Below are 21336 nucleotides of genomic sequence, written 5' to 3'. Positions count from 1 at the left end.
AGATTAACAATCGAAGTCCTTGGACTCATATAGCTTTGGAGAATATTAAAAATGGCAAAAAAAAATCAGGAACCAGTAAAAAAGAAAGTGAAAAGTGACAAAGTCAAAGGCAAAAGCATGCTTGAAGACATCAATACCAAGCTGAAATCGAGCCAAAAAGAATTACAAAAGCAAGTTGACGAACTAAAGTCTCAGGTAAAAACCCTGAGTAAAGATTCAGGCAAAACTGCAGGTAAGTTAATTAAAAAAATTGATAAAAACTACCATAAAAAATTGGCTCAGTTGCACAATGAGTTTGACGAGCGAATGAAGTCTGTGCACAAAGTACAAGATAAAATAATTGGCCAATTGCCAACAGAATTGGTTGAAAAGCTTCATCTGAAAGCTAGTAATGTTGTAAAGCCGACTAAAAAAACCTCGAAAAAAGCCACGGTTAAAGTCAATGATAAGAGCCCCGAAAAACCAAAAACGGTAGCAAAAAAAACAAAGTCAAAAACACTGCCAAAGTCACCAACTATTGCTTCAATAAAGGGTATTGGTCCGGTGAACCAGAAAAAGCTCGCTGATGCCGGTTTTATAAGCCTTGAAGATTTAGCCAACATCCCAGCAAGTAAGACGGAAGCGTTAAAACCGTTTGAAAAAATCAAAGGGTTTACTACTTGGCAACAAGAAGCCCAGGCATTACTCGATAATAAGTAGCATTTACTGCCGCGCAGGATTGGCCTGGGCGCAGAAGGCTTGAGTCATTAAATGTAACAGGACAACGTCCGACCCCAAATGCATTTTGAGTGCGCAATTGCGAGCAAGATCATGAAATATATTATAAAGGATGCGCTGGGCATCCTTTATAATGTGCTTAATTAAGTAAACAATAGATTAAAAGCGGTAAGTAATATTACCATAAAGGAAACGGCCATCTAAGCTGTATGGCGCATACGGTGTATATGGGAATATTTGGCTAAAGTTTGAATAGCCAATGTTGTCTACTGTGGCTTGCGGATACTGATCAAACAGGTTATTCGCACCTACAGCAAACTTCCAGTGTTCGTCTGCTTGGTATGCTATTTCCAGATCGGTGATCCACTTCGCATTCAGGTATTCATCACGAGCAGCGGTTGTTGAAATATCAGCAACTTCTCCGTAACGAGTCGTGCGCAATGTGGTTTGCCATTGGTCAACGCTCCAAACAGCAGATAAGTTCCATTTGCTATCAGGTGTGCCTTCTTCAAAACGACCTACTTCACGACGTGCGAATACCACGTATTCATCACCTAGTGAGTTAAGTTGCGCCGGGTTGTCGTCGATATGCGTTACTTCGGTATCGTTGAAGTTAGCAGCAGCGTTTAAGCGCACGTCGCCCAGATTATTTAGCGTAAGTGAATAGGTAGCAACGATATCTACACCTTGAGTGGTTGAGTCAATAGCATTGGTAAAGTAACGCACACTTTCGGTGTTTAGCTCGCCAGCATTTGCTAAAATTTGTTGCACGGCTGAGCCTGTTAAATTTTCAGACAATACAACACGGTCATCAATATCGATACGATATGCATCAACCGTCAAGCTAAAGCTATCTTGGTTAAACATAAAACCTGCGGTTACGTTTACTGAGTCTTCTGCGTCTAATTTTTTAGCACCCAGCGCTTTTGCCGCAGGGGCATCGGTAGGGAATAAACCGACTTCAAACGGCTGGTTGTTCTCAAGTACCGTTGAAATTTGGCGATACGAGCTCTGCGCGAGTGAAGGCGCGCGGAAGCCTGTACTAATTGCACCGCGAAGTGATAGATTTTGGGTAATGCTGTAACGCGATGCTAGTTTTGAAGTCAAGGTGTCCCCAAAATCACTATAATTCTCATAACGGCTTGCAAAAACCACATTCCAATCTTCAGTAAGGTAAGCGTCGAATTCAGTAAATACGGAAATATTATGACGACTTGTATCCGTTACACTTGCTGGACCAAATCCTGACAATACTTGGGCGCCGCCTGACGCAACGGGATCACCATTAGCATCTAAAGCTGTAATGTAGGATGCTTCTTCGCCCTGCTCAATTTTATAACTTTCACGACGGTACTCAGCACCGATGGTAAAATATACCTTATCGGGTAGACCTAAATCCAGCGTTGTGTTTGCATCTGCATTGATGATCCATTGGTCATAAACCAAGGCACCGTTATCAAACTCGGTTTGGCTGTTAGCGCCTAGTGAGGTGTTTACGCTATTAACCACGCCTAATGCAAAGTCGTTACGCCCATAATTGCTACTTACATCCCATGTCCAATCATCGCTTTCGCCTTTTAAACCTAGTGCTATTGAGTAGTCCTCTACGTCGGTTTCAATTTGAGGTAAAAAACCATTCGGATAAAGCGCTTCTACGTTTCGGCTGTCTTTTGCGCGCCGGTAAAAACCACCTGAGTTACCCTCACGTTTGGAATAGCTACCAAAAGAGTAAAGGTTTAGGCCGTCGTCTAAGTCGTAAGCCATGTTGTAAAATAGTGCATAGTCTTTTAAGCCTGCTTTACCAAAACGGTGGTTATAGCGATCAATGGTTAATTCGCGTGGATCTAAGCTACCGTCGTCCAAGCGACTATATTGTTCGCGAGGGTCAAAGCCAGAGCGTTGAGTTGGGTCGTTATCACGATACTCAATTGATACATTCAAAAAGCCTTTATCGTTAAGCGAAAAACCAGAATTGGCACTAACGGTTCGTGTGTTACCGTCACTTACTTCACGGTCGTCGCCTAGGTTAAAGCCAAGATTGCCATTTGAATCTGTATAGGTGCTTTTAAAGTTGGGCGCACCGGCCATTTGGCTGTCATATTGACCATAAGTCACACTGACGCTTCCGCCCTCGGACGCGTCTTTTAATACAATGTTAATTACGCCGGCAATCGCATCAGAGCCGTACTGGGCGGCTGCACCATCGCGCAGTACTTCAACACGTTTAATTGCTGAGCTTGGGATCATGTTTAAGTCAACCGAGGTGGAGCCACGCCCAACCACGCCGGCAAGATTTAAAAGTGCACCTGAGTGACGGCGCTTACCATTAATCAGTACTAAAGTGTGATCGGGCGCTAAGCCACGTAAAACAGCCGGGCGAGCGTGGTCGGTGCCATCCGCAATTGTGGCACTAGGGTAGTTAAAGCTAGGTATCTGATTTGCAAGTACTTGGCTGATTTCAAGCTGGCCCGTACTCATCATATCGTTGCTCGTAATTATATCAACAGGGACCGTACTTTCAGCAATACTACGCAAACTACGGCGCGTGCCGGTCACTGAAATTACTTCGATATTTTCTTTCGCTTGTTTACTTTGCTCAGCAACATTTGCTTGCGCAAAGGGGGGTCTGAGTGCGCTGGTAACAGCCAGAATGAGTAATAATTTGTTGGCTGATAAATGCTTTAAAGTCATTAATAGTTTCCTAGGATCTTGCTGATTAGTAATTTGAAAAAGAACGCAGTACATAGCAGAGACAACTTCACTACAAACATCAAAACTACCTAACTTGTCCAGTTTTTGTTACATAAGGCTAGTGGTTACGCAACATAGTCAGTTTCGATCGGTATAGTCGCAAACCCATGTCGAATAGTTGTAATTTCAAGAGGAAGCAAAGAATCTATTTGGGGCAAGGCTTTGAGGAGCAATCCACCTCATGATCACTCTCAGATCATCAAAAATTAAAGAGCTTTGATGCTAATAAAAGACACTGTTGACAAAGATGATAAGTTGATAATGCTTTGTGATCCTCTAGGGTCGACAGAAGCGTAATAATTGTACATAACGTTGTTATGCACATCATGATTTGCCCTGAATTAACATTTAGGGTATTAACACTTTTTTTGGAGGTTATTACCATGAACGAAGCACTTGAGGCTTCTTCACAAGCACACAACGACGACCCGTTAAGCAAACATCATACTCCCTCGGGTTTTTCTGATCGCTTGGCTTTTCGCTTGACCAAGTTGTTACGCTTTTTTGCGGACCTTTTCTTTGCTAAGCGCTATGGTCACCGGGCGGTAGTGTTGGAAACCGTGGCTGCAGTGCCGGGGATGGTTGGTGGAATGATACGTCACATGCGCTCACTTCGACGGATGAAAGACGATAGGGAGGCGATCCACACACTGTTGGAGGAAGCTGAAAATGAACGCATGCATCTGCTGACGTTTGTGCAAATTGCTCAGCCGAGCTTTTTCGAACGGATGTTGATTTTGCTAGCTCAAGGTGTTTTTTTCACCAGTTTCTTGTTTCTTTATGTTGTCTCTGGCCGAACCGCGCACCGACTAGTTGGCTATTTCGAAGAAGAGGCGGTGTATAGCTACAGCGAATATCTCGCCGAGGTAGATAGCGGTCGCTTGGAGAACGTGAACGCTCCCCAGATTGCGATTGACTACTGGAAATTACCCGCAGATGCGACTCTGCGCGATGTCATTATAGCCGTCAGAAACGATGAAGCGGGTCACAGAGATGTGAATCATCAATTTGCCGATAACTATAGTTAATTAGCTCGGGTATTTCGGCAACAGCAATCGAAGCGATTCGCTTAAGGCTTAATACTCCTTAGGGTATGAGTATGCTGCTTAAACCTTACATTGTAAGCTAATGATTTATTATCATATAAAATGCAATTAATCGTTGTTCTATGTTTTACATCAAGCCGTTTAAATTTTTTTCATGGTACAAAATAGCTGATCTATTAAAGGAGCATGTTATGAGTACAACGTTTTATATGCCGTCTTTAAATGTTATTGGCGATGGTAGCTTGATGGAAGCTATTAATTATATAAAAGAGCAAGGATTTAAACAGGGTTTTATTGTTAGCGACAAAGTGTTAAATAAAATAGGAGTCGTAAAACACATTACTGATTTACTGGACGAACAACACATTGCCAGTGTCGTATTTGATAAAACACAGCCGAATCCAACAATCAGTAATGTTAACGATGGATTAGCATTACTCAAACAACATGATTGTGATTTCGTGGTTTCTTTAGGAGGTGGCTCGCCACATGATTGCGCTAAAGGTATTGCATTAGTTGCTAGCAACGGTCGAAAAATAGCTGATTACGAAGGTGTTGATCAATCTAAAAAACCTCAATTACCTTTAATCGCGATTAACACTACTGCAGGCACTGCGTCAGAAATGACACGCTTTACTATCATTACTGATGAAAAACGTCATGTAAAAATGGCTATTATTGACAAACATACGACACCCGTGTTGTCGGTTAATGATCCGTCACTGATGATTGGCATGCCAGCATCATTGACCGCTGCAACGGGCATGGATGCATTAACTCATGCCATTGAGGCCTATGTCTCTACTGCGGCGACTCCTATTACTGATGCAGTGGCACTAAAAGCCATCGAACTTATTCAGGCCAATTTACCGACAGCGGTTGAAGAGGGTAAAAATATAGTAGCAAGAGAACAAATGGCTTATGCTCAATTTATGGCAGGTATGGCATTTAACAATGCCTCACTAGGCTATGTTCACGCTATGGCTCACCAATTAGGCGGTTTTTACGATTTGCCTCATGGCGTTTGTAATGCGGTGTTACTACCGCATGTGCAGCGCTATAACGCACAAGTATGTTCACAACGTTTAAAAGAGATTGCCAATAGTTTGGGGGTTAATGTCCTCACCATGTCTGCAGAGCAGGGCGCAAATGCGGCTATTAATGCCATTGAAAAGTTAGCCAAAAAAGTAGGTATACCCGCCGGACTAGGAACCTTAGGTGTCAAAGTCGATGATATTCCATTGTTGGCAAATAATGCATTAAAAGATGTTTGTGGCTTAACAAACCCTAAACAAGCAAGCCACGAAGAAATTTGTAAAATTTTCCTCGCGGCCATGTAAAACCAATAGGCCAAACGGCAATGTGCTTGTTGTTTGGTCGAGTAAGTTGAAAAAACCTCGTTGCATAGATCAGATATAGTGTTTACCCTTTCGGAACATTTGACGAAATACCTCAGGTATTTGAAGCCAAGGGAGATTTATCATGCGAGCAGCCAATGAAGCGCTGATCGTCATTGACGTTCAGAATGATTTTTGCCCGAATGGCGCGTTAGCCGTGCGCGATGGAGACGCCATTGTCGGGTCCATAAACGCCATGCTGCCCGACTTTACCGCACGTATTTTGACGCAAGACTGGCATCCCATAGGGCACACCTCGTTTGCCTCGTCATATGATGGAAAATCCCCCTATGACCTAATTGACATGTCCTACGGTCCTCAGATTTTGTGGCCTGATCATTGTGTCCAAAACACACATGGCGCGGCCTTTCATGACGTCCTTGAAACCGGCAGCGCAGATCTGATCATTCGCAAGGGCTTCCGTCCCCAGATAGACAGCTACTCTGCCTTCTTCGAGAATGACAAAACAACCCCCACAGGGCTCGAGGGTTACTTGCGCACACGTGGCCTCGACACGGTTACCATCGTCGGCCTTGCCACCGATTTCTGTGTCGCCTATTCGGCGCTTGATGCAGCCAGATTAGGCTTTAAAGTCACTGTCGATATGACCGCCTGCCGCGGTATAGACCTAAATGGGTCCCTTGACGTCACGCTAACCCAGATGCATGCTGCCGGAGTGAAACTTAAACATGATTGATATTGCCACCCGAGTCTGGAACCGTCAGTGGAAAATAGATCCGATTATCCGCTCGCTGATCGACACGGATTTCTATAAGTTATTGATGTGCCAGTCCGTTTTTCGTAATAATGCTGACACCCAAGTAACCTTTAGCCTGATCAACCGCTCAAAACATATTAAACTGGCTGAGTTGATTGATGAGGGCGAATTGCGTGAACAACTCGATCATATCCGCTCGCTTTCTTTGACAAGGGGCGAAAGTACGTGGCTGCGCGGCAATACATTTTACGGCAAACGACAGATGTTCCGTTCTGATTTCATGGAGTGGTTTGAAGGTCTGCGTCTGCCTCCTTACCAACTTGAAAAACGCGACGGTCAATACGAATTGACTTTTAAAGGCGCTTGGCCTGAGGTGATGTTGTGGGAAGTTCCCGCCTTGGCCGTACTGATGGAGTTACGCGGCCGCGCCGTCCTTAAAGGGATGGGCAAGTTCGAACTTCAGGTCCTTTATGCCCGTGCCATGACCAAGGTTTGGCAAAAGGTCGAGGCACTACGTGAGGTTCCCGATCTGCGGATCGCTGATTTTGGCACGCGTCGCAGGCATTCTTATCTTTGGCAAGACTGGTGTGTTCAGGCAATGCAAGAGGGCCTTAAAGACAAGTTTGTCGGCACTTCTAACTGTATGATCGCCATGCGCCGAGAACTGGAAGCGATTGGCACGAACGCCCATGAATTACCCATGGTGTATTCGGCCCTAGCCGAAGACGACGCGACGCTGCGTGATGCGCCTTATAAAGTTCTATCCGACTGGCAGGACGAATATGACGGCAATCTGCGCGTGATCCTGCCGGACACTTATGGGACCACGGGCTTCCTAAAAGATGCACCTGATTGGTTGGCAGGTTGGACCGGTATTCGGGTCGACAGCGGCGATCCCGCGACGGGTGCCGAAATTGCGATCAACTGGTGGAAATCGCGTGGTGAGGATCCAACTCAAAAGCTGGTGATATTTTCCGATGGCTTGGACGTTCAGAAAATTATCGAACTACAACGACAGTTTGTAGGTCGTGTGCGAGTTTCATTTGGCTGGGGTACCTTGCTGACTAACGATTTTCGAGGACTTGTGTCTAATGATGCTTTATCGCCTTTTTCACTGGTCTGTAAAGCCGTTTCTGCGAATGGAAAAGCAACCGTGAAACTGTCTGATAATCCTAATAAAGCGATGGGGCCAGCGTCGGAAATTGACCGCTACAAACGTGTCTTTGGTGTCGGCGAGCAAGAGGCATTGGATGTTCGCGTTTAACGGGTATAGGCCGATGTGAGCGTCACCGCCGCACGGATTTAAATCGAAAGTAAAGTATCATATTTTAGTGCTGGAAAGGGCAAGCCGTTATTAGCATTTAGCGTTATATTGGTGCATTTTTACTAAAACTCATCTTTAGGAATGGCCTCCATCAGATGGGTTTGTAGTTCTACCCCAATTTTGTAGACACTTTGAAAATGGTATACATCGATACCACTGAAGGTGTTTTATGACTAGATGTAATTCTTACCAAATATATTCAGTTGTTAAAAGACATTCATAGCAATTACCGTGGTGTGTGCGGAACTCCAAGTATGTGCGCTGAAATAAATGCTTTGGGACATTACTGCGGTGTTAATCGGATAGCTGAACTGATGCGCCAAAAAAGCTTAAAGAGACGTCCACTTAGAAGAGCAAGACGTTCGCTCCAAACGCAAGCAACGTTTCTATTTGCAAAGAACTTACTTGAATAACAGTTTCACGCAATACGATAAAATACGGTCACTTTTTTGATAAAAATCAAGTGAAAAAACAATCTTAAGATTTAAAAATAAATGAAAAAAATTAGAGGGTGGATTGTTTCTTGCAGGCAATGTAGCTAACTGGTTTTACTCGTTCAGAGTCTTGTAATAATAATTGAATGCGTTAATGAAAATATTGATGTACTAAAGGAATATGATGAAGTCAGACCTATTAATATTTAGTATCGCCCTAAACGGCTATCAATGGTTGTATAAAGACTGTATTGCCTCACATCAAAAGTATGCAAAAAAACACGGTTATTGTTATCAAGTTGTCACTCGTCCATTTATTACAGGACTTGGAGCAGAATGCTGCTGGTTAAAATTGACTCTTACCTTAGCTGCATTCAACGCGGGTTATCAGAAAGTACTTTTCGTCGATGCTGATGCTTACATTAATGAGGTAGCGCCCGCAATTGAAACAACAATTCAGCCCGAGAAGTCTGTTTATCTGGCTAAAAGTTATACCGGAAGATTCAACTCAGGTGTTATGTTTATGCTCAATCATGAAGTAACCATTGCATGGCTTAAAACCGTTTTGTCTAGTCGCATGACCGCTGTTTCAGATCAAGACAGTGTCGGTTGGGGCGAAAATGGTCACATTATTAAATATTCCAAAAAACGTACTTTTATTGAAGTAATAGATAGGCGTTGGAACAATACTTACGACACGGACTTAGATGATTATATCCGTCACTTTTGTTTTGGTCCCTTACGTAGAAGTGTTTTTTTGAGTCTTTGTCATAAAGTTATTTCAAGAATGACAAAGGCAATTGCAAAATTAAAATATATTGCTAGCAAATACAAATTCTATACGCAAAAAACAGATCCTCTGGCGACTCTAACGAATGCAGTGATCAAACAATACACGCGCTTTGAAGAGCACTAATTTCGTACTTTTACGACTCTCATCTTAACTTCTCATTTTAAAAAGTTTTCTTATTGCGCATTTTCAAAATGCAAATAGTCACTATTAAAAATCTGTATCCGAATTAAACCATCTATTAATTTTATATATATCAATAGCTTAAAATAAAATAAAAACTTGGCACAAGTTACGCAGAGCAAGCAGTAAATGAATTAGCAGGCAGCGAATTATGACTGTTTTCATGGTAATTAAACTGATTTGTGATATTCGGGGTGGCTTATGCAAAGCAAGATGAGTTTTAAAGTAACAGGGTGTAAGGAAAGCGTCGAGCTGCCCGCAGTTAAAAGCAGTTATATCTTCATTGATATGCCCATCAGTTTATTACTAATATTGGTTTTAAGTCCGATTTTCTTAGTTAACTTACTCATTTCAAAAGTACAGAGAAAGCCTTTTATACGATCTATTAGTAAATATGATTGCCTCGGTAGACTAGTCACGCTGCATCGCTGTCACTGCGGTTTTGTAAGGGAGATTGGCGTATTGTGGAGTGTTGTTACACAAAACATTCGTTTTTGTGGTTTACCATTACAAGATTCGTTTAGCGGGTTAGAGAGAGCAAAGTTACAACGCTTTGGGCATTGTTTAGCTGGCCTAATTAGTCGCGTTGGATTGCATCAGCTAAGTGGGATCGCTGTACTTAAACCATATGATCTTATTGAGCAGCAAGTTTCAGCAGGACGCCTTGCTTATCTTTCGCTGTTAGTTAGAGGAGCATTATCTCACTTTTTTTTCTATCAAGCGTCTACTGAACTCAAGCAACCTCAGCAATTTACATTGTTTGGTTTAACTATTCATAATCACAGCATGCGCTTAGCGGTTGAATGGGCGCTGGCAACGTCAACCATAAAAAAAACCAATATCAAATGTAAGATTGGCTATTTCATTAATGTAAATTCGGTAAATTTAACGGTTAATGATCCTGTTTTAAGAGAGCGAATCAATCGTGGTGATCGTTGTTTCGCCGATGGATCCGGTATGCGTATTGCGGCCAAATATATTGGTGTGCGTATCTGTGAAAATGTAAATGGTACCGATATGCTTCCATATTTATGTGTGGCGGCGCAAAAAACGAAAAAATCTATTTATATGCTGGGCTCCAAGCCTGGCGTCGCTGATAAAGCCGCGCAACACTTATTAAAGATTTATCCAAACTTAAACATCGCTGGCAGCCAAGACGGATACTTCAGCACAGAACAGACACATGATGTCATTTCTCGGATTAATCAATCGTGTGCCGACATTTTATTAGTGGCAATGGGCTCGCCGATCCAAGAGGAGTGGCTAGAAAAAAATGCAGCGCAATTACAATGCAATACGGCATTAGCGGTTGGCGGTCTATTTGATTTTTATTCCGGCAATATCACTCGAGCACCCTTGTGGATGCGTGAGTTAGGCATGGAATGGGTATGGAGGTTACTACAAGAACCGAAAACTAAATTTAATCGCTATGTAATCGGTAATCCACTTTTTCTAATTCACACTTTTATTTTTAACCGTGCAAAGCGAGGATTTCAATCATGATGTATTCAAGCACACTCAAAACACTCAACGTACTCAAAACACCCAACATCATTGACAGTGAGACAAGCGATCCTCACATTTCTTTGGGTAAGCATCGTGGTATTCCTATGTCGATTCAGCGTTTTGTTGCGTTAATTGCTCTCATCATTCTTTCTCCTATTTTATTGATAAGCATGTTGTTGATTCGGATGGAAAGCAGGGGTAACTGTTTCTTTAGCCAAGATCGCATTGGCAAATTCGGTAGGCACTTTCGCATGTATAAGTTTCGTTCGATGCATTTAAAAACGGATCCTCTCTATCAAGAACCTGATCAAACAACAAATGATCGAGATGGGGTTTGTAAAAAATACAAAGTAGATCCTAGAACCACTAAAGTAGGGCGTTTTATTCGCAAATACTCAATAGATGAACTCCCTCAGCTGTTCAATATTGTGACTGGAGACATGGCATTAATAGGTCCTCGTCCGGGACTATCAGCGGAGGTTGATGCATATCCCACTAGCGCATTAAGCCGCTTAAACGGTATTCCGGGTCTTTCCGGATTATGGCAAGTGTCAGGACGTGCAAATACTGACTTTCAAACACAAGTTGAACTAGACCAACGTTATCTTAATCAACAAAGTATTTGCTTAGATATCTATATTTTATTGGTGACGGTTCCAACCGTGATAACTGCAAACGGTGCCTATTAACTAATAATCAAATTGTTAACTTATAAAATTGTCAGCTGGGTGCGAATAGCATCCGGCTTTTTTAATTTCAGCGTGGTTCGCAATTCAAGAATGTCATTTTTTTTGCTTTGCAAATTGCAAAAAAACAATGATTTAAAATAAAAATATCATTTAAAACAACCAGTTAAAAGTTGGCTCGTAAGGTGCTAGATAACCTGTATTAATATCAAAATAGTACAGGACATCGAATGGAAACTTTAGCTAGAAAATTATACATTTTAACAGCTACCAGTAAGTTTTCGGTATTAATATCCGTGATAATGACGGTGTTAATTTTATCTGGATGCGCACAGCAGCAACACAGTTTGGAGGTAATAGAAAATCGGTCTGGTGAGTTTTATGGTGAACGTAATAAAAATGGGTACTTGTTCACTCAGCAAAGCGTTGCTCAGAATGTGTTCTCTGCGACATTAAATTGTGACGCTCGTCAGGATTTTGCAGCCCCTCTAAATTATCGCGTTGATAAACCTATTTTATCATCAGCATCAACACAAGCGCCAAGGCCCATAGCGAATATTCGAGCTCGCAATGCGCTGCCACTCAGCCCAGGTGATTTAATTGAAGTTACAATGGAATATGGGGAAGGTTTTAGTGGTAACTATGTCTTGGATAATTTGGGCTTGCTAAGCTTACCTATTATTGATGCGATTGATGCTTCCGGACTATCACCTAGAGAACTCTCTGAAAGAATAGAATTAGCGTTGATTAAATCCGGCATATTTCGCCCCGCAATGGCCACAGTGCATATAAAAATACTGCATTTAGCTGCCATTCAAATACCTGTCACAGGCGCCGTTTTTAAGCCTGGTAGAGTATTGATTAATAAAACGCACGCAAACGCAGAAATGGACCAGCGCGTTGTAGCTGATGGTGATTACAGTAATATGAGACTGTTGTCTGAAGCGATCAGAGGAGCACATGGCGTAAGACCTGATGCCAAAATAGATCAAATTATTTTGATCCGTCAAGGCTGGCAAATAGAGGTAGATCTTACAGGCATACTTTCTGGTGTCCCTGTTCACGATTATCCACTAATTGCTGGCGACCAAGTCATTGTGCCAAGTACTGGTTGTTTTCAATCCTACTTAGTACGTCCCAGTCAAATTACACCAAAGGGTTTTCGTGTATTTATGTCAAATCTAATTGATTCAGCGCAGAGTAATTCTAGCGCTGCCGTCGGGCGTTACTCGACAAATTTACCGTATGGTACCAAGCTGCTCCAAGCCGCTGTATCTGCAAACTGTGTTGGCGGTAAAGAATGGACTAATGCTCCACGGAAAGTCATGTTAGCTAGCGTGAACCCCATCACTAATGAGACTCAAGTAATTGAGCGTTCAATTGAGCAATTAATGAGACATGCAAACCGAGATGACATAAACCCTTATGTTATGCCTGACGATGCGATTGCATGTTACGACTCTGGAGTGACCAATTTACGTGACGTTGCTAAAACTATTGTAGATTTACTAACACCTTTTACCTTACTGTTTTGAGTATATACTCATGAAAAATTATGCTATTGCTGTCCTTTCCCCTGCTGCTCGTTTTAAAGCAACTGTTTACCGCACTTTGAAGTGGCCGTATTTAATCTTTACCTTGTGTTGCTATTTGCTAATCACCGCGTTTGTTATCTTATACTTGGAGAAAGCGCCGACATATAAGAGTGAATTGGAATTAGTTTTACCGGGGACTGGTGCTTCATCTAACGTTTCTATAGATAATGTAGGTCAAGTTGTATCGCAAACCAGTGCGCCATTTTCATCGGGCGGTTTTAATCCTCGAGTCAATTATAAAGAGATGTTGTTAAGTCGCGGTGTACTGTTTTTAGCCAGTCAAAAAACTGAGATGACAAGCGCCGACTTTGGTCAACCTAAAATTGTATTAACAGAACAAACATCGATACTCGGTATAAGTATCACCGGTAAAAGTGCGGCGCAAGCAAATCGTAAAGCATGGGCTTTATATGACAGTTTGCAACAAGAACTAACGCGTTTACGTAAAGATGAAGTTTCTCGTCGCGATATAAGTATACAGGGAGTTTTAGATGACTACCGAGTCAAATTGAATCAAGCAAGAGCGAACGTTACGGAATTTCAACAACGATCATTTTTGGTGTCTCTAGCTCAGTTTGAATTATTGGTCGCAAGCCTACAATCACTCAAAGAAAAACAAATTTACCTACATGCCCAAGTAAAAAATTTAGCAAACTACCGTCATGGTCTGAGCCAAAACCTAGGTGTATCATCTGACCTGGCAGGCAAAGCGTTTATTCTGCAGTCGGACGTTGAATTTAGAGGATTGCTCAAGGAACTTGATGCAAGTACTGCGCTATTGTCTGAGTATCAATCTCGCTGGGGAGAAGGACACCCTAAAGTCATTGCAGAGCAGCTACGCTATAACGCTGCAAAAAAATCATTATTAAATCGAAGCAATGAGATTGCAGGTCCACATGCATCGACTTCGTTTACCAGTTTAAATTTAGAATTAAATCCAAAGCGAGCCCAAATGTTTGCTGATTTGATTGAAGCATCTGCTCTGCATTCAGGAATTCAGGCTGAATTAGCAGACTTAAAACGCACTGAACTGCAGCTTAGTGACCAGGTAAAGTTGTATGCGCGAGAATCTGCAGTGTTAGATCGCTTGCAAAAAGAATTTGATTTGGCTGAAGCCATTTTTACCTCTGCTGCTGCGCGAATAGAAGCTGGAAAAGCCGATGTATTTGCTTCGTATCCGGTAGTTCAAGTATTAACGACACCTTCTACACCCACGGAAGTAGATAGTCCAATCACCGTACTCGGATTAGTTGCTGGTGCGGTTGGCATCATATTTATAACTTCAGGAGTAACCGTATTATGCAATCGCAGACGCCTTGTCAAACTACTACTGAAGCGAAATTAATTTATTGGGCTTTAATTGCCACATATCCTATCTATGCTATCGGTGGACTATACATTACGGGGTCAGCGTTAGGATGGGTGATCTTAGGCATCGTATTGTTGAGAGCTTTTGTTGAGGGCAACAATGTGTTCAGTTCGGTTCCTGTCATTGTTTGGCTTTGGGTCATCGGCATGTTAGTTATGTTGCTTTCATTGTGGATTGCACACGCACAATGGTCTTTGGGGTTTGCAAAAACGATTAAAAGTACGATTGGGTGGGCAAAGGGATGGGCACTAATAGCAATATTCCCACTTCTGGGCTCCTTGGTTAGCATTAAGCCTGAAAGCGTTGTTCGAGGAGCGTGCATTGTCTGTAAGCACACTGCTATTTTTGCATCCCTGACGTTCTTATTATATAGCCTACGAATACCTGGCCAACTGTTCGTTTCACCATTACAAGTGCTAGGCGGGGCCGGAGATATTTTCTTTACAGTCAGTTTTTACGGAATGAACCCTGAGACAGGTGCTGGTCGCTGGCAGTTTTTCGCCCCATGGGCGCCAGCGGCCGGTTTGTTAAGCTGCGTTCTGATTATTTTTTGTCTTCAGGAGAAAGATAAAAATTTACGTAATTGGGGAGTGACTGGCTGCTTTATGATGGTGCTACTGTCACAATCTCGGGCGGGGCTGGCTATTTTCATTACCATTATCCCTATGTTTTTACTTGCCAAACACCTTAAAAATCCCTGGGTACTTATTACTCTCGGTATCGTTGTTCCTATTGTACTTGTTTTGGGCGAGCCACTATATGAGTTAGTTATGGATTCATATCAGCAAGTTAAAGAATCCCGCCCAGCATCAACAAGAGTGCGTTCTGCACTGGAGAATTTGGCATTCCAGCGTTGGCAAGCCGAAGCACCAATTTGGGGCCATGGGGCCGTTGAATCTGGTGATAAACTGGTCGAATTTATGCCTATCGGTTCCCATCATACTTGGTTTGGCTTGCTATTTATAAAGGGCCTCGTTGGCCTTGTTGCTTTAGCCATTCCTTTGGGAATAAGCATAATTTATTGCTTATTTTACTTTCAAAAAAATAGTCAAGTGCTAGCGGCTTTATGTTTCTTAATTGTATTTTTTTGTTATAGTTTTTTCGAAAACTTAGAAATTTTAGCTTATTTATACTGGCCGGCTTTATTTTGGATAGGAATGGTATTTAAACAAATTCAAAGTAGGAGATCCTATGTTTAAACAATTTAATGCCTTTATTGTTGGCTATTATGGGATGCACAATACAGGCGATGACGCTTTACTTTATTCCGCCCGCTGGGCAAGTCATCATTTATTATCTTCTCAAAATAACATCGTCAGCAGTGCTACTGATATCAAATGCCACGAATTTGGTGATATTAAAGCCATACCAAATGCTCTGTTTCGTGGTCACCAACGACTTTCGCATTATAAAAATGCGTTGCAAAGTGAAAAGATAATCTTTGGTGGTGGGTCAGTCTTGCATACAGAATCTGATATTCAATTTAAGCGTCACCTTATCGCTCTAGCGGGCAGGGAACAAAGTCGATGTGCAGGTGTTGGCTTAGGTCCATTTACATCAGTAGGTGCGGAAAAAGCGTGTGCTAAGTTTCTCTCTGAATGCGGTTTCATTGGTTTAAGAGATAAGCAAAGCTATGATATGGCAAAAGATTTATGCCCTCAGGCGAATGTTAAATTAACTTTTGACTTGGCCCCTACAATGCTTTGCAATACAAAAAATACACTCGTTGAGCTTGAACGAAGTGGCATCATGTTTAATTTTTGCCAACAAGCAATTGATGCATATGGTAATACAGACAATAAAATCGAATTTAGACGCATTCAAAGTGCGGTTGATATAATTGAACGAATCTGGTCAGAGACTCGTGAACCAATTTATCTTGTTGATTTTAATGCACATTATTATTTCGGTGATTTTCAAATACATCGTAAAATCATTGACCAATTGAACCAAAATATTCCGGTAACTCATATTCAATATGACCCAAATCCATTTAGGGTGTTACAAAGGATCGCAGGATTTAAGGCCTCCGTTTGTATGCGTTTGCATGCCTCGATTCTGTCTTTTATGGCGAAAACACCATCATTATCAATTAACTATCATATTAAGTGTAAAAATTGGTGTGAGCAAATAGGAATGTCTGAGGAATATCAATTTGATGCACTAGAGGTTTGTTCTGATAGCGTAGTAAATACACTAAAACAGAGTCTTGGTACGGAGTTTGCAAAACCGCTTATGACAACAGAAGGAGCAATACAAGCTTCTTTGTTAAATTGGAGATAAACGGATGAATAAAATACAGTTTTCAGTTGTTATCCCGCTATACAACAAAATTGATAGCGTGACTAAAACACTTGAATCGATATCCGCGCAGCGCTACGCTGCTGCCGAAATTATCGTTGTAGACGACGGTTCTTCTGATGGTAGTGCTGAGAAAGTAAGAGAACTTAATATGCCCAATTTAAGGATTGTTGAACAAACAAATCAGGGGGTATCAGCAGCTCGAAACTTAGGCGTGTCTTTAGCTAGTTTTCCTTATATTGCTTTTCTTGATGCTGACGACCAGTGGTCGCCTTTTTTCCTAGCTGAAATGCATAATTTAATCTTACGCTTTCCTGAGCAGAGTTTCTTTGCAAGTCATTATCAGAAAGTCGTTAAACAAGATATTTATATTGACCCTAAGTTAGCAATAAAGAATGTATCGCCAACGGGGTGCATTTTAGAAAATTATTTTGCGGTAGCCTCAAATGGGGATCTTCCATTCATGGTATCTAGTTGTGTAATTACATCATATTTGTTTGATCAGTTAGGCGGTTTCCCCATCGGTGAATCTATGGGCGAAGACCAAGAACTGTTTTGTCGCGTTGCACTCCAATCGCAAATCGTATTCTCCCCATTGGTTTTATTGCTATACCACACCGACGCTGAAAATCGCGCATGTGATAGACATATTCCACAACGCATTTTGCCTTTTGCTGCCCGTTTACTAGAGAAGACCTTAACACCGTCAATTGACACCGAATTAAAGCGAGACATCTTGCGCTATTGCGGCGCCCACGTTTGTCACTTAGTCAGACTTAATATACGTGCGGGTGATTTTATTGTTGCAAAGCGTTTACTAAAAATGGATGTTTGTAAACTGAAGCCAATGCATAAATTAGTGTTTTATTTATGGACAGAGCTTTGTATTTGCCATTCCCTAATTAACGGGTTATTCAAGTGGATACGTCGTTCTTTTAACATAAATTCAAAGAGTTAGAGGTAAAAAATGAAACTTAACGCTATTTGTATTATTAAAAATGAAGTCGATATTATTGCTGACACTTTGGACTGCGCCTTGGCATTTTGCGATATGATTTATGTATTCGATAATGCATCTACCGATGGAAGTTGGGAAGTGATTTGTGCAAAAGCAGACCTAGATTCGCGTATTGTAATTGTTGCGCATACCGATGAAATATATCGTAACCAGTTCAGAAATCGTGTCTACAACATGTTCAATCATACCTTTTCGGCATCCGATTGGTGGTATATCTTAGATGCAGATGAAATGCTAATTGAAGACCCTCGCCCGATGCTTGTCAAAGCGATGCAGCGGAAGAAAACTCAAATGCGTGTTTGGCAAGCCCAATTCTACTTTACCGATAAAGATTTGGCGGTTTATGATAATGAAGACAAGTCGTTGCCGGTTCCTAAACGTCGTCGTTACTATCGAATTAATTGGCGCGAGCCGAGGTTCTTCAGAAATTCGCCAAGTCAAAAGTGGCCTGAAAGTATCAGTGGAAAAGTGCCTCCTTTTTGTAATGCACTTTTTCATCCATCGCCGATTTGTCGACACTATCCACAAAGAACGCCTGAGCAAATAAAAATGCGTCATGACATACGAGTTAATAATCCATATAGCTTTCTGCATGTGAAAAACAAGTCTGAGAATGATTGGTTAAAAAAAGCGACCAATTGCTACTTTTATGAAAAAGGACAAAATATGCAATTTCCATTGATAGACCGGTTTACGTTCTACGTAAATCAAAGTAAATATTGGCTTATTTGGAGAATTAAAAACCTTATTTCTATTAAAAAATTATTGATTTCAAAAGTGTTTAAAGTTACCTAGTTAGGTCACATTAAAAGGCGACTGGGAGCAGGATTATACGACATTGAAGGCTAGGTAAAACCAATGTGATGGTAAAAATAAGCTGACCGTCAGACAGTCCTAGAACGTCTGTATTGACCACCCAGAATGACTTTAAGGGAAGCGAACAGGAATGCACCACTATAGTGATTTAAATGCTACTATCACCGGTTACTTCATATGAGAATTAAATTATTTGTATCGTGTGCTTATTTGTGACTAAAAATTCAATTTCCTTGAAAAAAAATTTCTTACAACTTTGCGCGCCCTGTAAATACCTCTTTTTTGTATTAGTCTATCTATTCTTAAGCGCCTGCAGCGATACATCTCAGCTTAAATCATCCCCTGTTGCTCGCCAAGGAGTGCTTGACCTTGCTCAATGGGACTTCGAAAAAGACGGTGTTGTCGGCCTTAACGGTGAATGGGGATTTTATTGGGATCAACTGTTGGGACCGAGCGATTTCCTTCCTTTAGGCGCTATCAACCAACAACACTTTGTAAAAGTACCCAGCTCATGGAATGACTATCAAGTTAATGGTGAGGCACTGGGTGGGCACGGTTATGCGACCTACCACCTTCGGATTATCGGCAACCAACGCAACACAAAACTGATGTTTAGAAGCACTTGGATGGGCTCCTCTTACAATTTGTTTGTGAACGGCGAACTGATTTCTTCCAATGGTGTGGTGGCAAAAACCCGTGATCAGATGACACCTCAATACATGCCGCTAACGGCCAGTTATTATGCTGACAGTGATTCACTGGAAGTTGTCTTGCAAGTTGCCAATTTCTACCATGCAGAAGGCGGCGCTTGGTACCCTATAGAAATAGGGTTGGAGCAACAAATAACCAAAACCAGAGAAGGAAATCTTGCCATCAACCTATTTTTATGCGGTGGTATTTTCATCATGGGCACATACTATTTAGGTCTTTATTCATTCCGCAGGAAAGAAAAGTCGTCGCTTCTATTTTCAATTTTTTGCCTATTGATGGCATTTCGCTCGCTGTTAACTGGCGAACTTTATCTACTATCGATTTTCCCCAGCATCGACTGGGATCTGGTAGTTCAATTAGATTATCTGAGCTTTTATTTGGGCGTTCTATTTTTTGCGGCATTCATCCACGTTCTATTTCCGTTGCTGTATTCTAGGTATTTTTTAAATGGCTATATTGCAATATGTATTTTATTTTCTTTGACGGTTATTGTTTTCCCCGTCAATATCTTCACCCAGTACATTCCTATATTTCGAATCCTTACCGTCATTTTCGCTATGTATACAAGCTACATTCTCATCGTCGCGGTTGTGCAAAAAATACAAGGAGCCAGGATATTATTGGCAGGTGGAGTCTTTCTATTTCTGTCAATTATAAGTGACGTAATCTATCAGCAAGGTCTACTCGATCATTATTTCTTTTTTCCCTCAGACTTTGGATACATTGTATTTATTTGTTCTCAATCGTTCCTTCTCATGATGAGATATACAAATGCGTTTAACCAAACTGAACAATTATTAACATCGGTTGAACGTGCTGAAAGCGCGACGCAAGCGAAGTCGCAGTTTTTGGCAAAAATGAGTCATGAAATACGAACGCCCTTAAATGGCATACTCGGCGTGGTGCAACTTTTAGGCAAGACAAAGCTGTCACAGTTGCAGAAAAGCTATCTAAAATTAGTCGATGACTCCAGCGCGTCGCTACTGAATATTATCAACGATATTCTCGATTTATCTAAAGTCGAAGCAGGTAAAATGAGCTTGGAGGAAAAATCGTTTAATTTAGAGACGTTAATCCAAGGGGTGATATCGCTCTATGATGCGCAGGCAAGTCAAAAGTCGGTAAAATTATCGCTAAAGTATGATGCCAATTTAGCCAAATTTTTTATCGGTGATCCTTACCGTCTCAATCAGGTGCTTCTGAACCTAATAAATAATGCTATTAAATTCACCGATCATGGCGCGGTTGATATACACGTCACTGGCACCAGATTGGCCTCAACTCGGGCCTGTCTCGAAATAAAAGTCAATGACAGCGGTATCGGTATACAACCCGATGTCTTGGAGACGCTTTTCGATCCATTTAAACAAGCGGACGAATCGACAACCCGCAAATACGGTGGAACAGGATTAGGATTGGCCATCAGTAAACAAATTATCGAGCTGATGGGCGGAAGCATTAGTGCGCAAAGCGAGCCGCAGATAGGGTCGTCATTTATCGTTTTATTGAGCCTGAAACGCGATGAAAGCTTGCATCAGGAAGAATCTGTTGTATGCGGCTATGCAGACGACGCAGTCACGACCTCAGCCAAACTGTTAGGACATGTGCTGGTGGTAGATGATAGCGAGATTAATCGCATTATTGCGCAACACATGCTGGAAGATTTCGGACTCACCGTTGCCATTGCTGAAAACGGACAAGAAGCCTTAGATCAATTACAGAAACAGACGTTTGACCTGATATTAATGGATTGCGAGATGCCAATAATGGATGGTTATGAAGCATCGAGAAAAATTAGAAGTATGCAATCACGCGATGAGCGAACTCCTATTGTTGCTCTTACAGCAGATGCCTTTGATGAAAACCGGAAAAAATGCAAGGAAGCAGGCATGGACGGCTTCCTGAGTAAACCAATTATGCAAAATGTGTTGTTAGATGTGGCACAGCAATGGATTAAGAGCCAGTAGTTGCCTC

Annotated in this window: 17 protein-coding genes; 16 read left to right on the top strand and 1 reads right to left on the bottom strand. The window is 41.7% G+C overall.

The annotated features are described in order from the left end of the window. Positions 1–51 precede the first annotated feature (51 nt). Entirely contained in the window at positions 52–699 is a 648-nt protein-coding gene (locus G399_RS0105000) for a hypothetical protein (RefSeq protein WP_006008201.1), read from the top strand. 177 nt (positions 700–876) lie between these two features. Here the strand turns inward: G399_RS0105000 and G399_RS0104995 are convergent, their stop codons facing one another. Further along, positions 877–3408 (bottom strand): TonB-dependent receptor plug domain-containing protein, encoded by a 2532-nt coding sequence (locus G399_RS0104995; RefSeq protein ID WP_006008203.1) that lies wholly within the window; start codon positions 3406–3408, stop codon positions 877–879. Positions 3409–3851: 443 nt separating this feature from the next. Between G399_RS0104995 and G399_RS0104990 the strand changes: the two genes are divergently transcribed. The 15 genes from G399_RS0104990 to G399_RS0104925 all read left to right on the top strand — a co-directional run bounded on the left by G399_RS0104990 (position 3852) and on the right by G399_RS0104925 (position 21329). Further along, the gene (locus tag G399_RS0104990) at positions 3852–4496 is read left to right on the top strand and encodes an alternative oxidase (protein ID WP_006008205.1); all 645 of its coding nucleotides are present in this window, start codon (positions 3852–3854) and stop codon (positions 4494–4496) included. Positions 4497–4705: 209 nt separating this feature from the next. Next, on the top strand, positions 4706–5854 hold the full coding sequence (gene yiaY / locus G399_RS0104985) for an L-threonine dehydrogenase (protein ID WP_006008207.1): 1149 nt from the start codon (positions 4706–4708) through the stop codon (positions 5852–5854). Positions 5855–5996: 142 nt separating this feature from the next. Further along, entirely contained in the window at positions 5997–6608 is a 612-nt protein-coding gene (gene pncA, locus G399_RS0104980) for a bifunctional nicotinamidase/pyrazinamidase (protein ID WP_006008210.1), read from the top strand. Continuing rightward, positions 6601–7893 (top strand): nicotinate phosphoribosyltransferase, encoded by a 1293-nt coding sequence (gene pncB / locus G399_RS0104975; RefSeq protein ID WP_006008211.1) that lies wholly within the window; start codon positions 6601–6603, stop codon positions 7891–7893. The genes pncA and pncB overlap by 8 nt, the downstream gene beginning before the upstream one ends. A gap of 263 nt (positions 7894–8156) precedes the next feature. Further along, positions 8157–8366: an IS3 family transposase gene (locus G399_RS22920; RefSeq protein ID WP_161627083.1), complete on the top strand. Its 210-nt coding sequence runs from the start codon at positions 8157–8159 to the stop codon at positions 8364–8366. A 205-nt stretch (positions 8367–8571) separates the two neighbouring features. Next, positions 8572–9303: a hypothetical protein gene (locus G399_RS0104970; RefSeq protein WP_006008215.1), complete on the top strand. Its 732-nt coding sequence runs from the start codon at positions 8572–8574 to the stop codon at positions 9301–9303. Between the two features lie 258 nt (positions 9304–9561). Further along, positions 9562–10863: a WecB/TagA/CpsF family glycosyltransferase gene (locus G399_RS0104965; RefSeq protein ID WP_148277326.1), complete on the top strand. Its 1302-nt coding sequence runs from the start codon at positions 9562–9564 to the stop codon at positions 10861–10863. Next, positions 10860–11555, top strand: coding sequence for a sugar transferase (locus G399_RS0104960; RefSeq protein ID WP_034896271.1), 696 nt, complete (start codon positions 10860–10862; stop codon positions 11553–11555). The genes G399_RS0104965 and G399_RS0104960 overlap by 4 nt, the downstream gene beginning before the upstream one ends. 227 nt (positions 11556–11782) lie before the next feature. After that, positions 11783–13087 (top strand): polysaccharide biosynthesis/export family protein, encoded by a 1305-nt coding sequence (locus G399_RS0104955; RefSeq protein ID WP_006008229.1) that lies wholly within the window; start codon positions 11783–11785, stop codon positions 13085–13087. A gap of 10 nt (positions 13088–13097) precedes the next feature. Further along, positions 13098–14492, top strand: coding sequence for a GumC family protein (locus tag G399_RS0104950; RefSeq protein ID WP_034896268.1), 1395 nt, complete (start codon positions 13098–13100; stop codon positions 14490–14492). Then, a complete protein-coding gene (locus G399_RS0104945; protein ID WP_006008232.1) occupies positions 14447–15715 on the top strand; it encodes an O-antigen ligase family protein in 1269 nt (422 codons plus the stop codon). The genes G399_RS0104950 and G399_RS0104945 overlap by 46 nt, the downstream gene beginning before the upstream one ends. Then, complete coding sequence (locus G399_RS0104940; RefSeq protein ID WP_006008235.1) at positions 15708–16799, top strand: polysaccharide pyruvyl transferase family protein; 1092 nt, start codon at positions 15708–15710, stop codon at positions 16797–16799. The genes G399_RS0104945 and G399_RS0104940 overlap by 8 nt, the downstream gene beginning before the upstream one ends. Positions 16800–16803: 4 nt before the next feature. After that, on the top strand, positions 16804–17775 hold the full coding sequence (locus G399_RS0104935) for a glycosyltransferase family 2 protein (RefSeq protein ID WP_006008237.1): 972 nt from the start codon (positions 16804–16806) through the stop codon (positions 17773–17775). A 9-nt stretch (positions 17776–17784) separates the two neighbouring features. After that, positions 17785–18630, top strand: a complete 846-nt coding sequence (locus tag G399_RS0104930; protein ID WP_006008239.1) for a glycosyltransferase family 2 protein — start codon at positions 17785–17787, stop codon at positions 18628–18630. A 254-nt stretch (positions 18631–18884) separates the two neighbouring features. After that, entirely contained in the window at positions 18885–21329 is a 2445-nt protein-coding gene (locus G399_RS0104925) for an ATP-binding protein (protein ID WP_226988897.1), read from the top strand. Positions 21330–21336 lie beyond the last annotated feature (7 nt).

Source organism: Brumicola pallidula DSM 14239 = ACAM 615 (assembly GCF_000428905.1).
Taxonomy (GTDB): Bacteria; Pseudomonadota; Gammaproteobacteria; order Enterobacterales; family Alteromonadaceae; genus Glaciecola; species Glaciecola pallidula.
The sequence above is the reverse complement of the archived record's forward strand: the minus strand, read 5'-3'. Positions and strand labels throughout refer to the sequence as shown.